This is a genomic window from Acetobacter syzygii (genome assembly GCF_000964225.1).
In the GTDB taxonomy this organism is placed as follows: Bacteria; Pseudomonadota; Alphaproteobacteria; order Acetobacterales; family Acetobacteraceae; genus Acetobacter; species Acetobacter syzygii.
Genome location: NZ_BAMZ01000011.1, coordinates 21,000 through 32,817, shown reverse-complemented (window position 1 = coordinate 32,817; position 11,818 = coordinate 21,000). Strand labels below are relative to the sequence as shown.

Sequence of the window (11,818 nt, the reverse complement as noted above, 5' to 3'; positions counted from 1 at the left end):
CAGGTGCAGGTGCAGGTGCAGGTGCAGGTGCAGGTGCAGGTGGCTTGGCAGGAGCGGCAGGAGCCGGTAGTGCCGGGGGAGGAGGCGGAGATTCCGCCGCATCCATAATTGCCCCATTAACCCCTTCGGGCAGGGCTGGAGGTGCTTTGGGTGGCGGAGGGGGAGCGGGCTGAGCCGCACCCTGAGCCGCAGGGGCCGGAGCAGGAGCCGGGGGTGCCGCCGCTGCTGCTGCCGCCGCTGCCTGAGCCGGTGGGGGAGGGATATCGGGGATGATGGAGCCATTGGCCGCCACCGTCCGGTAGGTCAGATTGCGCTCACGGGTGAGCTGCTCGCTCACCAGCGCACGGGCCGCGGGGGAGGGCACATCAGGCGCTTGTGTGGGGGTTAGCCCCACATTGGGGTACGGGTCGTACCGGCCCGGCGGGGGTGGGCGCTGCTCGGCAATGACGCCCCCTTTCATGCTGCGGGTCCAGTCCAGTGTTGCGTCAATCGCATCGCGGTGCTGGCAGCCTGCAACCGTGCCACCACATGCCAGAAGGGCAGCCATGCTGGCAGTCTGCATAAAGCGGGCAGGCCGGGGCGTGTTTTTCCGGCTGGTCGGCTTCTGCTCCAATGGGGGCTGCTGCATGGCGGGGTGGATACTCCAAAAACCTGACACAATTTGTCGCGCACCTTAGCCTTTTCCCATCCCCGTGGCGAGAGAGCGCATGATTGCCCCTTGGCAGGCACGTCAGGGCAGCGCAGGATAAGAGAATGAACACTGATACGGAACAATGTGCGGAGACAGCAATGACGGGCATTTTCTCGCGTAACGCCATCAGGCTGGACGATGAGCCGGAAACCCCGGAAAATCCCGAAAAAGAGGAAGGTAAATCCTCTGGCGCGCCACAGGGCGAACTGGAGCACAAGCTGTTCAAGCAGCGTAAGGTGCTTATTTTTGGCGGGATCAACGACAAGGTGGCGCGGGACGTAACAGGCCGCCTGCTTGCACTGGCCGGTGAATCCGACAAGCCGATTGATGTGTACGTCAATTCTCCCGGTGGGCACGTGGAAAGTGGTGACACGATCCATGACATGATCCGCTTTGTCGATTCGATTGCTCCGGTCAACATGATCGGTACAGGGTGGGTCGCATCGGCTGGGGCACTCATTTTTGCCGCAGGTCACAAAGATCGTCGATTCTGCCTGCCCAACACGCGCTTTCTGCTCCACCAGCCCATGGGTGGCGTGCGCGGTCCGGCAACGGATATTGATATTGAAGCGCGCGAAATTATTAAAATGCGCGAACGGTTGAACCATCTCTTTGCGCGTGAAACCGGGCAGCCGTACGAAAAAGTCGTCAAGGACACGGACCGTAATTACTGGATGTCCGCAAAAGAGGCGATTGATTACGGATTAGTGACCAAGATCATTTCTAAGCTGACTGATCTGCACTAAACGGGGGGCATCGCCGCCATTGCCCGGCATGGGCATGGCGGCATGTTTTGGGTTTATTGGACCTTCCGACGTTCCAGCCAGTCAGGGCCGGTTGCAAAAAGGGGAGGTCCCCAGAAAACGGGTTCCTCACATGGGTTCTCTGAGCGATATTTATTCCCATCTGCCGGAAAGTATGGATGACCTTCCGGCCCCGCCTAATGCCGAGGCTGTGGCCGAGGCGGACTTTCGCGCACGCCATTGGTTAAGCCCCGTTCGTGGGCCGCTTAAACCGGGGTCGGATGAGCACAAACGTGCACTGGCGCAGATGTTCCGCGACACGTTTAATCCTTACAAGCCATCCGTTATTGACTGGCCAAAGCTGGACCCGGAAACACTGCACCGTGTGACCTCCCTGCCGATCTGGGACATTGCCGTGCAGACCGAGGGCAAGGCCCGGCTGCGCATGGCTGCTTATGCCAATCTGGTCACTGACCCGGATGTAAAGGACGCCATCTCGCGCAATGCGTGGGAAGAAAACCGGCACAAGGAAGTGCTGTCCAAAATGGTGGCGGCCTATAATATTCCCATGGCGCCAGAACCCCCGTACATAGAACCACGGGATGTGGAATGGGCTTATCTGGTCACGGGTTTTTCCGAGTGTGTGGATAGTTTTTTTGCATTTGGCATGTTCGAACTGGCCAAGCGTTCAGGCTACTTCCCCGAAGAGCTGACCGATACGTTTGAGCCGATTATGCAGGAAGAATGCCGCCATATTCTGCTGTTTGCCAACTGGCTGGCATGGTACCGTGCCGTTATGCCGTGGTGGCGTCGTCCGTTTTTTGAGGCGAAGGTCTGGGCTGTGTGGGGCTTCCTTGCCTACGAACGCATGAGCCTTGCCCGCACGGTGGATGATAGCGGTCAGGTCCATACGCAGGACAACAACTTTACCGTGACCGGCACCAAGGAAGTTACCAACATCCAGATCAGCCTGCCCGACTTTATGGAGCTGTGCCTGGAAGAGGACGATCGGCGTTTTGCCGGGTACGACCCGCGCCTGCTCCGCCCGACCACAACCCCGGCTATTGCGCGTGTTATTCGCGATGTGGGTCGGGCATGGGAGTTTGCGTCTGGTGTTTTCAAGGCCAATCGCAAAAAAGCGGCCTGAACTTTTTGCCCTGTTTGCTGGCTGGCAGCCTGCCCCTTTCGGGGCAGGCTGTTTTGTTTTGGGGCAGTTTTTGGGGTGCGGCATGGGGGCAATGGAGGTGCAAGGGGTGGCAAAACTGCATTTGCCTCTTACCTTAAGTCTTACGTGCGCCAGCAACACAGGCGCAGGCGTTGAACAAGGTAACAGGCAGGTGGCGCAATGACTGAGTATTCCCCTCCAAAGGTATGGGTCTGGAACAAGGGTAACGGTGGTGCCTTTGCCAGCACCAACCGCCCCGTGGCAGGCCCAACGCATGATGCCGTTTTGCCGGTAGGTAAGCACCCGTTGCAGCTTTACTCCTTGGCAACCCCCAATGGGGTTAAGGTCACAACCATGCTGGAAGAGCTTCTGGCACTTGGCCACACAGGCGCGGAGTATGATGCGTGGCTGATCCGGATTGGGGAAGGGGATCAGTTTGGTAGCGGGTTTGTGCAGATAAACCCCAATTCAAAAATTCCGGCCATGGTGGACCATAGCGGGGCAGAACCGATCCGTGTTTTTGAATCCGGCTCCATTTTGCTGTATCTGGCCGAAAAATTTGGCGCTTTTTTGCCCAAAGATATAAAAGGTCGTACCGAGTGCCTGAACTGGCTGTTCTGGCAGATGGGGAGCGCGCCTTATGTTGGGGGTGGGTTTGGGCATTTTTATGCCTATGCGCCGCAAAAAATCGAATACGCCATCGACCGTTTTGCCATGGAGACCAAACGCCAGCTGGATGTGCTGAATCGCAGGCTGGCGGAAACCCCCTATATTGCAGGGGATGACTACACCATTGCCGATATGGCCATTTTTCCGTGGTATGGCTGGCTGGTGGAAGGCTGGCTGTATAATGCTGCGGAATTCTTGAGTGTAGCGGATTACCCGCATGTGCAGCGTTGGGCCAGGGATCTGCTGGCTCGCCCCGCCGTGCAGCGTGGTCGTATGGTCAACCGCACATTTGGCGACCCCGCCACCCAATTACATGAACGGCATGATGCCAGCGATTTTGCAACCAGAACGCAGGATAAGGTTGGCACGCACAATCGCTGAAAATCAGGTGCCAGAACATTTTTTTTAGGTGTGTAAGAGTGCGGCAGGGCTGGCTTGTTAGCGCCATCCCTGCCGCAGCGCAGGAAGTCAGGATTTTTTTACAAATTCGGACTTCAGGTTCATCGCGCCAATGCCGCTGATTTTGCAGGCAATGTTGTGACCGTCCGAACCATCTACCAGTTTGATATTTTTGACCTTGGTGCCACTCTTCACCACAAGTGAGGAGCCTTTGACCTTCAGGTCCTTGGTTACGGTAATGGTATCCCCATCGCTGAGCACATTGCCGTTGGCATCCCGCACATCGCCCGTGCTGGCAGCATCGGTATCGCTGGTGGAAAATTCGTTCCATTCATGCGCGCATTCGGGGCAGACCCACAGGCCACCATCTTGGTAAATATGTTCACACCCGCATTGCGGACATTTGTGCTCGTCGCTCATGGTCATCCCCGTGGTTAGAATGGGGGGCAACCTAATACATGCGTGGGGTAATAGAAATAGCGCCCCAAACGGGCACCCCGCAAACCGTTATGCCGTAGAGCGGTTGAGCGCCTGAGCACTTGGTTTGCGGTGAGCATGAACACAGAGCAAAACGCCCGATACAACGCAGGCAATGGCCAGTGCCTCGGTCCCCGTAGGCAGGCGCTGTTCCCAGATAAAACCATAGCAGAGAGAGAACAGGGTTTCGGACAGGATCATCTGCCCCACCAGAGTAAGCGGGAGCAACTGGTTCATTCTGTTCCATAGGGCGTTGCCCCCAATGGATGCCAGTAGCGCCACCCCGGCACTGACCAGCGCAAAGTTGCGCCACTGGTCCAGCCCATGCGAGGTTGAGTCGAGCATAAGGGCCAAAGGAAGCAGCACAACATTCTGTGCACCAGTTGCAAGCCCGGTAAGCAGGTTCCAGTCATGGGCGGAAAAATGGCGCTGGCGCACAAGGGCGCGGCTGTTACCCACGGCATAGAGTGTCCACGAGCCAAGGGCTGCTACAGCACAAAGCAGGCCAAGCAGGGGCGCCCGGGCGGTGGAATGCACATGGGTGTGCAGGGCCTGCCAGCCAATGCAGCCTGCCCCAGCCAGGCAGAGCAGAATGGATGGCAGGAGTTGGCGCAGGGGAACAGCGTTTTTATCGCGGCTGCCAATCAGCGTGACCAATACGGGCAAAAAGCCAATGACAAGGGTTGTTGTGGTCATGCCCCCGTTTTGCACGGCGCTGGCAAGCAGAATATAATAAGCCGTGTTCCCCGCAAACGACAGCCACGTCAGGGTGTACCATGTGCGTAGCGATACGGTGTGGCTTAAAACCCGCCAGCGTGGCGCAACCATGGCGGCAGCAAACAGGCCATACAGCACGTAGCGGCTGCCTGCCATTTCCATCGGGGTAAAATTCGGAATGAGCTCAGGGGCCAGAAAGACCAGCCCCCATAAGGCACCGGCTCCAATACCGTAGGCAATGCCTTTGCCAAGGTTCTGCTGCTCGGTTGGATGGTGCATGGGGATGCTGCCTTGATGATCGGGGGTGTTGGCTGTGGGGGGTGCCAGAATCAGGCGTTGTTCTGGCGTTGTCTGTGCTTCTTAGCCACAAGTGCTGGCTGTATGCAATTTGCCTTTGCGTGTGCCACAAAATGGGGATGGATAATCGCTCTTTGCCTGTAGGGCCGTGTGGGAGTGCACCCGGTTGGGCCCCGTCTCAGGCGTTGCCAAACCGTCTGTAGCGGAATGGTGGTGGCGTTTGTGGGCGTTGGGCAATGGCCTGCACGACCGCGTTGTGGTCGGGAGCTTTGTGGCACACCGGGTCTGCTGCATTGGCCTGACCAGCCAAAGCTAGCGCCTGGCAGCGGCAGCCTCCCCAGTCTTCTTCCTTGAAGGCGCAGGACTTGCAGGGTTCTGGCATCCACTCCGTTCCACGGAACAGGGTAAAAATGGGTGCATGGTCCCATATGTCCGCAAGGCTTGCTTCCCTTACGGATGGGAAAACAATGTTAGGAATGGTCTCTGCCGCATGGCAGGGGAGCACCTTGCCCGTGGGAGTAATATTTAAAAAGCGCTGGCCCCACCCGCCCATGCAGGGTTTGGGCCGGTCCTCGTAATAATCGGGGGTTACAAAATCTATGCTCATCCGCCCGGCCAAACGGGTGCGCGCAGCCTGAACGGCCTGCGTTGTGGCCTCAATCTGCGCACGGTCGGGGAGCAGGGCATCGCGGTTGAGCAAGCCCCAGCCATAATACTGGGTATGGGCAATTTCCACCCGGCGTGCGCCCAGTTGTTCGGCCAGCTCCAGCATGGCCGGTACGCGCTGTGCGTTCTGGCGATGGATGACAAAGTTGAGTGTGAGCGGCAGACCCTCGGCCGCAACCAGTCGGGCGGCTTCCAGCTTTTTGGCGTGTGCGCCAGCCATGTTGGCAATACGGTCCGCACTTGCTGCTTCCACGTCCTGAAAAGAGAGCTGGATATGGTCCAGCCCCGCATCTGCGAGGGCACGCAGGCTATCCGGGCGGATCAGAACGCCAGAGGTAATGAGGTTGGAATATAATCCGGCTTTGGCGGCGTGGCGCACAAGTTCTGGCAGATCGGGGCGGGCCATGGGTTCCCCACCAGAAAAATGTACCTGCAGAACCCCCATCTGTGCCGCTTCGTCCAGTACACGCTGCCACTCAGCCGTGCCCAGCTCCTGCGTTCTGGGGTCGAGCATGAGGGGGTTGGAACAGTAGGGGCACTGGAGCGGGCAGCGGTGTGTCAGCTCCGCCAGCAGGCTCATCGGGGGTGGGGGAGATGTCATGCGTGGAGCAGAACCTGTTTGTCGGTCAGGTCCGCCACCATGGCCAGCACGTCCTGCGCAATAACGGCGCGGGGGGCATCAAACTTCAGGGCAAGCTGATCAATGATCGCGCCCAGTGTGCGGCTGCCGTCTACCAGTTGCAGAATTTCGGCGGCAATCGGATCAGCATGAAAAGCCCGTTCGGGGGCCTGCACAAACCATACCTCGCGCACGCGGTCATACTGGAGCCGTGTGCCACGGGCAAACCGCGGCACAGTGCTTTCGGTTACAGTCTGGCCGGTGGCCTGTGTCATGCCTGTGTATCCGGGCGGAATGCACCGGGCGGAATGCGTGCAGGTACGACATAGGCGTAATCCAGCGCATCGAGCATGGACCACAGAACATTGCATTTGAACTTGAGTGCGTTCAGCACGGCAGCCTGCTGTTCAGGCGTGCGGGCATGTTCGCGCACATAGGCCAGAGCAAAGGCGGAATCCTGCGGAGCCTGCGTCAGGCGGGGTTTGAAGTAGGCGAGTGTTTCTTCCGTAATAAAGTCGTAGTTGCCGAGCATACCCGCAACACGTTCGCTGATGATGGTGGGGGAGAACAGCTCGGTCAGGGAGGAGGCTATGGCCTCCAGAATGGAGCGTTCGCGCACAAACTGGACATAGGCCTCCACGGCAAAGCGTGTGCCCGGCAGCAGACCTTCGAGCGATTCAACATAGGCGCGGTCCAGCCCCAGCCCGTCGGTCAGTTTAAGCCAGCGGGCCACACCCCCGGTGCCGGGTTGGGTGCCATCGTGGTCTTCCAGCCTGCGCCGCCATTCACGCCGCAACTCCGTGGTGGGCAGGCGTGCCAGCAGGGAGGCATCCTTGGCGGGAATGCTGGCCTGATAATAATAGCGGTTCAGCGCCCATGCCTGCACCTGCCCTTTGTTCAGCTTGCCATCGTGCAGTGCGCGGTGGAACGGGTGCAGGTTGTGGTAACGCTCTGCTCCAATGGCGCGCAAAGCGGCTTCCAGCGCGTCGGGGGTGAGAATACGGTTGGTCATAATCTTACCTTCATGCCATCAAAAGCCACGTCCCAGCCTGCGGCTTCGGCCTGTTTGCGTTCCGGACTATCGGCCAGCAGGACCGGATTGGAATTGTTGATGTGGATGAGAATTTTGCGTTTGACGCCAAGCCCCGCAAAGGCGGCAAAGGTGCCATCTGGCTCATCCGCCAAAGACATGTGGCCCATGCGTTTGCCGGTTTTGCTGCCCAGCCCCGCGCGGAGCATTTCATCATCCGTCCACAGGGTTCCATCAAAAAAAACGGCATCCGCGCCTTGCAGGCGGGCACGCAGGTCGTCCGTCATCATCGCGCAGCCGGGAATGAACAGGACGTGGGCTTTGCCATCGGTAATGTCCAGCCCGATGGTCTCACCATTGTTCATGATTTCGGCCGGGTTTTCGGTTTTTTCCGCGTAAAGCGGCACTTTGCCGGGGACAGAAAATGGCGTGATGCTGAAGCCCGGAGGGTCAAGGGCCAGTGGCTGGTCCAGCACCATGGGCAGACGTGGCACCAGAGTGCGGTCGAGCGCATTAAAAATGGGGTTTGCATCCAGCTGCTCCAGCACGGGCCGGGTTGCGTAAAGCTGGAATGGCTGGCGCTCGCGCAGGGTTAACAGCCCGGTAATGGCATCAATTTCGCCACTGGTCAGTACCACGCCTGCAATAGGGGTGGAACGCAGGCCGGTGCGGGGGTGCAGGTCGGGTGTCTGGTTGATCTGGGTACGCAGGTCGGGGGAGGCGTTCAGCACATACCACGATGTGCCGTCTCCGCTCACGGCAATGGAAGCCTGTGTACGGGCAGGCGCTGCGGGGTCACCCGCACGGGCGCGGCAACATGCGGGGGCATTGGAGTTCCATTGTGGAAAACCGCCACCTGCGGCTGCGCCAAGGACAACAATATCAAGCATAACGCGCTTTCTAAACAAAAAAGCCGTCAGGGGGAAAGCCGGTCTGGCATGTCCCTACCTGACGGCTGAGAGAGGGAAGCCCTCTCTTATTTCTTCTGACCGCAGACATAGCTGTTGATTTCTGCGCCCAACGGAATTTCCGTAACTTTTGGTGCGTTCCAGGCCATGATATTTCTCCTTGGCATAGGTGTGGGGTGCACAATAACGCAGCCACACATCGCAAGTCTGTGCGGTGCGTCAGAGTGCGGTCAGTGTGATTAAAAAAAGCAAACGTGCAAGGTCTTGCGCCCGCATAAGAGGTATGGGGGGCTGTTTATCACGGGAGTGTGATGTTTGGTGTGATTCTCAACTGGCATGGGTGTCTCATTTTGCAACACATCATGGAGCAGGCGGCAGGTCCAGTCGCATGGCACAGCGGGATTCTGCGGCAAAGCCCTGCGCGACTTCGTGTGCCAGTATGGCGCGCAGCCGCGCGTCCTGTGCGCTGGGCGGGACAACGGAAAACCCCTGTCTGGCATAGAAAGGCGCATTCCACGGGACGGTGACAAAGGTCGTGAGTGTAACACTACGCAGACCAAGGGCCTGCGCCCCTGCGCAGGCCGCCCGGAGCAGGTGGCGGCCCAGCCCGCGCCCCTGCGCTGCCGGTATGACCGACATTTCCAGAATGTGCAGGGCATCCCCGTATGGGTGGGCGCTTAAAAAGCCGAGTGGTCGGTCTTGGTCATCCACCCCCACCCAGCATGTCCGTGCGGTTATGCAGGCCTGGTGGGTGGGTAGGGGCAGCGTATCGCCATCGGCCAGCCATTTCAGCTCCGGTATGGTGCAGAATGCCTGTGCTGCGGCCTGCTCCAGTGCGGGCAGGGCCGCAGCATCCGCCATGCTGGCGGGGCGTATGGTGTAGGGCCGGGGGGCCGCTGTGCCGGATGGCTGGTCCATGCTGCCTGCCTGCTCAACCGGCCGTGGGGGTGGTGGCATCATCTAGAGTTACAATCAGGGGAACATGGTCAGACGGGCGCTCCATGCCCCGTTCATCCCGGTCCGGGCGGGCGGTTTGCAGGCGTTCTGCAACACGGGGAGAGAGCAGCATATGGTCGATCCGTAACCCGCAGTCGCGCGGCCATGCACCAGCCTGATAGTCCCAGAACGTATAGGCTGCACCGTGGGGGTGCAGGGCGCGCAGGGCATCGGTTAGCCCAAGCCAGCGTAGTTGCCGCCATGCAGCGCGGCTTTGGGGGCGTACCAGTGCATCATCCGGACCAAGGGCGCCGGGTGCGCAGTCCTCTGGTGTGGGGCAGATATTGTAATCACCCGCCAGCACAAAGTCCGTATCCTGTAGCAGAAAGCCTTGGGCGCGTGCGGTCAGGGCTGCCAGAAACTCCAGCTTGGTCGCATAGCCCTGCTCCCCACCGGAGTTGCCGTTGGGCAGGTACAGGTTGCCCAGCACCAGCCCCTGTGTGCGGACCTCCACATACCGTGCGGCGGGGTCGGTAAAGCCGGGTAGGGTTAGGGTTGTGGTTTCAAATCCACCACGCACCAGTGTTGCAACCCCGTTGTAGGATTTCTGGCCCACAATGGCACAGCCATACCCGGCCTGCTCAAAGGCTGCTGCGGGAAAGGCGGTTGTTTCGCACTTGATTTCCTGCATCATCAGCACATCGGGCTGTTCGCGGGCGAGCCAGTCCAGAATGAGGTCCTGCCTCAGACGAACCGAGTTCACATTCCATGTTGCGATTTTCATGCGAGGGAAAAGCTTGTGCCACACCCGCAGGAGGAGGCTGCATTGGGGTTGGTAATGGAAAAATGCGCGCCCATCAGCTTGTCTGCAAATTCCAGCTCCGCACCCGCCAGCAGGTCCAGACTGGTGGGGTCTACAACCACAAGGGCCCCATTTTTTTCTATGCGCACATCGTCGGTGGCAATGTCATCTGGTGCCGTAAGGGTAAAGAGGTACTGGAACCCGTTACAACCCCCCGCCTCCACCGATACGCGCAGGGCAACAGGTGCTGCCTGCGCAGAGGTGGCGGTGGCCTGTTTTTTGGCAACCACGCTGGCTATGCGGCTGGCCGCAGAATCCGAGACGGAAAAAGTGGGGGCTGGCTGTGTCATACCCCATAGATAATCCGCCACCGTGCAGGTTTGAAGGGGAAAGATACCTCCAATGGTCAACTTTCCTCCAATAGCTTAAGATCGCTGCTGCATGGTCCGTGGGCATTGTGCCCCCGGACAAGCAGAGAGGTGCGTAATGCTGCAAGCCACACAACGCGATGAGCTGATGCCCTATGCCGTGCAGCCGGGGGAAGGGCGCGGCAGGCGGCTCCACGCGGAGCCGGACTCCCTGACCCGTTCCCCATGGCAACGGGACCGCGACCGGGTGGTACATTCATCAGGTTTTCGGCGTTTGCAGTATAAAACGCAGGTGTTTATCAACCATGAGGGCGATTTTTTCCGGACCCGGCTGACCCATTCGCTCGAGGTGGCACAGGTTGCCCGCTCCATGGCCCGCTACCTGCGACTGGATGAGGACCTGACCGAGGCCGTAGCACTGGCGCATGACCTTGGGCACACGCCTTTTGGCCATGCGGGGGAGGATGCCCTTGCCGCCCAGATGCAGCCATATGGCGGGTTTGACCATAACGCGCAGGCATTGCGGCAGGTTATGCTGCTGGAGCGGCGCTACCTTGCGTTCGATGGCCTGAACCTGACGTGGGAAACATTGGAAGGACTGGCCAAGCACAATGGTCCCGTGCGGAGGCCATCTGCCAGGCTGGCGGAGCTGGATGCGCTGTTCCCGCTTGATCTGGGGGGCTATGCCTCGGCCGAGGCACAGGTGGCTGCGCTGGCGGATGATATTGCCTACCACGGGCATGATCTGGACGACGGCGTAAAGTCCGGCCTGCTGGCACTGGATGATCTGGTGGATGTGCCACTGGTTGGCAAGGCACTGGCCGATGCCCGGGCGCTGGCGGTGGACCTGCCCCAGTCGGACCCCCGCACACACCAGCGTATCCGGCACGAGATGGTGCGCAGGGTCATCCATGCCCTTGTTACGGATGTGCTGGTCTGCACCCGTGCACGTCTGGCTGATCTGGCCCCCCGGAGCGTGGAGGATATTCGCGCGGCCCAAGCCCCTGTTGTGGCGTTTGGCGAGGCCATGGAAGAGGCCAACAAGGGTATTCGCAAGTTCCTGTTCGCCAAGCTGTACCGCCACTGGCGTGTGAACAGAATGACCCATAAGGCACGGCGCGTGACAGCAGAGCTGTTTGCCACCCTTACGGAGTCGCCCAACCTGTTGCCCGCCGAATGGCAACCGCGTGAGGGGGGCAAAGATGAGGGGGCCATCTACCGCACCGTGGCGGATTACGTGGCTTCCATGACCGATCGCTATGCCATGGAAGAACATAGGCGGTTGACGGACCTGTCCGTTGCAGGCTGATAAACGCGTTTGCTGCACTTTA

14 protein-coding genes and 1 pseudogene are annotated in these 11,818 nt (G+C 59.5%); 4 read left to right on the top strand and 11 right to left on the bottom strand.

Annotated features, from left to right (window positions below; all coding sequences use genetic code 11):
* Positions 1-658: pseudogene (locus Absy_RS05450) on the bottom strand (hypothetical protein); the annotation flags it as partial.
* A 95-nt stretch (positions 659-753) separates the two neighbouring features.
* Between Absy_RS05450 and Absy_RS05445 the strand changes: the two are divergent.
* The 3 genes from Absy_RS05445 (at position 754) to yghU (ending at position 3,649) form a co-directional block, all read left to right on the top strand.
* Entirely contained in the window at positions 754-1,437 is a 684-nt protein-coding gene (locus tag Absy_RS05445) for an ATP-dependent Clp protease proteolytic subunit (RefSeq protein WP_173958149.1), read from the top strand.
* Positions 1,438-1,567: 130 nt separating this feature from the next.
* Complete coding sequence (locus tag Absy_RS05440; RefSeq protein WP_048853738.1) at positions 1,568-2,581, top strand: ferritin family protein; 1,014 nt, start codon at positions 1,568-1,570, stop codon at positions 2,579-2,581.
* 198 nt (positions 2,582-2,779) lie between these two features.
* Positions 2,780-3,649 (top strand): glutathione-dependent disulfide-bond oxidoreductase, encoded by an 870-nt coding sequence (yghU, locus tag Absy_RS05435; protein ID WP_048853729.1) that lies wholly within the window; start codon positions 2,780-2,782, stop codon positions 3,647-3,649.
* A gap of 87 nt (positions 3,650-3,736) precedes the next feature.
* Here yghU and Absy_RS05430 read toward each other — a convergent pair whose 3' ends face one another.
* From Absy_RS05430 to Absy_RS05385, 10 genes are all read right to left on the bottom strand, one after another.
* Positions 3,737-4,087 carry a zinc ribbon domain-containing protein YjdM gene (locus tag Absy_RS05430; RefSeq protein ID WP_048853737.1) on the bottom strand — a complete coding sequence of 117 codons (351 nt, stop codon included), beginning with the start codon at positions 4,085-4,087 and terminating at the stop codon, positions 3,737-3,739.
* Between the two features lie 87 nt (positions 4,088-4,174).
* Positions 4,175-5,140, bottom strand: a complete 966-nt coding sequence (locus Absy_RS05425) for a DMT family transporter (protein WP_048853728.1) — start codon at positions 5,138-5,140, stop codon at positions 4,175-4,177.
* Positions 5,141-5,336: 196 nt separating this feature from the next.
* A complete protein-coding gene (gene pqqE, locus Absy_RS05420) occupies positions 5,337-6,425 on the bottom strand; it encodes a pyrroloquinoline quinone biosynthesis protein PqqE (protein ID WP_048853727.1) in 1,089 nt (362 codons plus the stop codon).
* Entirely contained in the window at positions 6,422-6,718 is a 297-nt protein-coding gene (gene pqqD, locus Absy_RS05415) for a pyrroloquinoline quinone biosynthesis peptide chaperone PqqD (RefSeq protein WP_048853726.1), read from the bottom strand. The genes pqqE and pqqD overlap by 4 nt, the downstream gene beginning before the upstream one ends.
* Positions 6,715-7,455, bottom strand: a complete 741-nt coding sequence (gene pqqC, locus Absy_RS05410) for a pyrroloquinoline-quinone synthase PqqC (RefSeq protein WP_048853725.1) — start codon at positions 7,453-7,455, stop codon at positions 6,715-6,717. The genes pqqD and pqqC overlap by 4 nt, the downstream gene beginning before the upstream one ends.
* Positions 7,452-8,363 carry a pyrroloquinoline quinone biosynthesis protein PqqB gene (gene pqqB, locus Absy_RS05405; protein ID WP_048853724.1) on the bottom strand — a complete coding sequence of 304 codons (912 nt, stop codon included), beginning with the start codon at positions 8,361-8,363 and terminating at the stop codon, positions 7,452-7,454. Before pqqB ends, pqqC begins: the two co-directional genes overlap by 4 nt.
* A gap of 86 nt (positions 8,364-8,449) precedes the next feature.
* Positions 8,450-8,530, bottom strand: a complete 81-nt coding sequence (pqqA, locus tag Absy_RS05400; protein WP_035370857.1) for a pyrroloquinoline quinone precursor peptide PqqA — start codon at positions 8,528-8,530, stop codon at positions 8,450-8,452.
* A gap of 211 nt (positions 8,531-8,741) precedes the next feature.
* Positions 8,742-9,341 carry a GNAT family N-acetyltransferase gene (locus Absy_RS05395; RefSeq protein ID WP_245614745.1) on the bottom strand — a complete coding sequence of 200 codons (600 nt, stop codon included), beginning with the start codon at positions 9,339-9,341 and terminating at the stop codon, positions 8,742-8,744.
* Positions 9,313-10,101, bottom strand: coding sequence for an exodeoxyribonuclease III (locus tag Absy_RS05390; protein WP_048853722.1), 789 nt, complete (start codon positions 10,099-10,101; stop codon positions 9,313-9,315). Before Absy_RS05390 ends, Absy_RS05395 begins: the two co-directional genes overlap by 29 nt.
* Positions 10,098-10,469, bottom strand: a complete 372-nt coding sequence (locus Absy_RS05385; protein ID WP_048853736.1) for a HesB/IscA family protein — start codon at positions 10,467-10,469, stop codon at positions 10,098-10,100. Before Absy_RS05385 ends, Absy_RS05390 begins: the two co-directional genes overlap by 4 nt.
* Before the next feature lie 136 nt (positions 10,470-10,605).
* Between Absy_RS05385 and Absy_RS05380 the strand changes: the two genes are divergently transcribed.
* A complete protein-coding gene (locus Absy_RS05380; RefSeq protein ID WP_048853721.1) occupies positions 10,606-11,796 on the top strand; it encodes a deoxyguanosinetriphosphate triphosphohydrolase in 1,191 nt (396 codons plus the stop codon).
* The last annotated feature ends 22 nt before the right edge of the window (positions 11,797-11,818 follow it).

Coding starts and splice junctions, on each gene's coding strand:
- Absy_RS05445 (WP_173958149.1), top strand. CDS start 754: ATGAACACTGATACGGAACAATGTGCGGAGACAGCAATGACGGGCATT.
- Absy_RS05440 (WP_048853738.1), top strand. CDS start 1,568: ATGGGTTCTCTGAGCGATATTTATTCCCATCTGCCGGAAAGTATGGAT.
- yghU (WP_048853729.1), top strand. CDS start 2,780: ATGACTGAGTATTCCCCTCCAAAGGTATGGGTCTGGAACAAGGGTAAC.
- Absy_RS05430 (WP_048853737.1), bottom strand. CDS start 4,087: ATGAGCGACGAGCACAAATGTCCGCAATGCGGGTGTGAACATATTTAC.
- Absy_RS05425 (WP_048853728.1), bottom strand. CDS start 5,140: ATGCACCATCCAACCGAGCAGCAGAACCTTGGCAAAGGCATTGCCTAC.
- pqqE (WP_048853727.1), bottom strand. CDS start 6,425: ATGACATCTCCCCCACCCCCGATGAGCCTGCTGGCGGAGCTGACACAC.
- pqqD (WP_048853726.1), bottom strand. CDS start 6,718: ATGACACAGGCCACCGGCCAGACTGTAACCGAAAGCACTGTGCCGCGG.
- pqqC (WP_048853725.1), bottom strand. CDS start 7,455: ATGACCAACCGTATTCTCACCCCCGACGCGCTGGAAGCCGCTTTGCGC.
- pqqB (WP_048853724.1), bottom strand. CDS start 8,363: ATGCTTGATATTGTTGTCCTTGGCGCAGCCGCAGGTGGCGGTTTTCCA.
- pqqA (WP_035370857.1), bottom strand. CDS start 8,530: ATGGCCTGGAACGCACCAAAAGTTACGGAAATTCCGTTGGGCGCAGAA.
- Absy_RS05395 (WP_245614745.1), bottom strand. CDS start 9,341: ATGATGCCACCACCCCCACGGCCGGTTGAGCAGGCAGGCAGCATGGAC.
- Absy_RS05390 (WP_048853722.1), bottom strand. CDS start 10,101: ATGAAAATCGCAACATGGAATGTGAACTCGGTTCGTCTGAGGCAGGAC.
- Absy_RS05385 (WP_048853736.1), bottom strand. CDS start 10,469: ATGACACAGCCAGCCCCCACTTTTTCCGTCTCGGATTCTGCGGCCAGC.
- Absy_RS05380 (WP_048853721.1), top strand. CDS start 10,606: ATGCTGCAAGCCACACAACGCGATGAGCTGATGCCCTATGCCGTGCAG.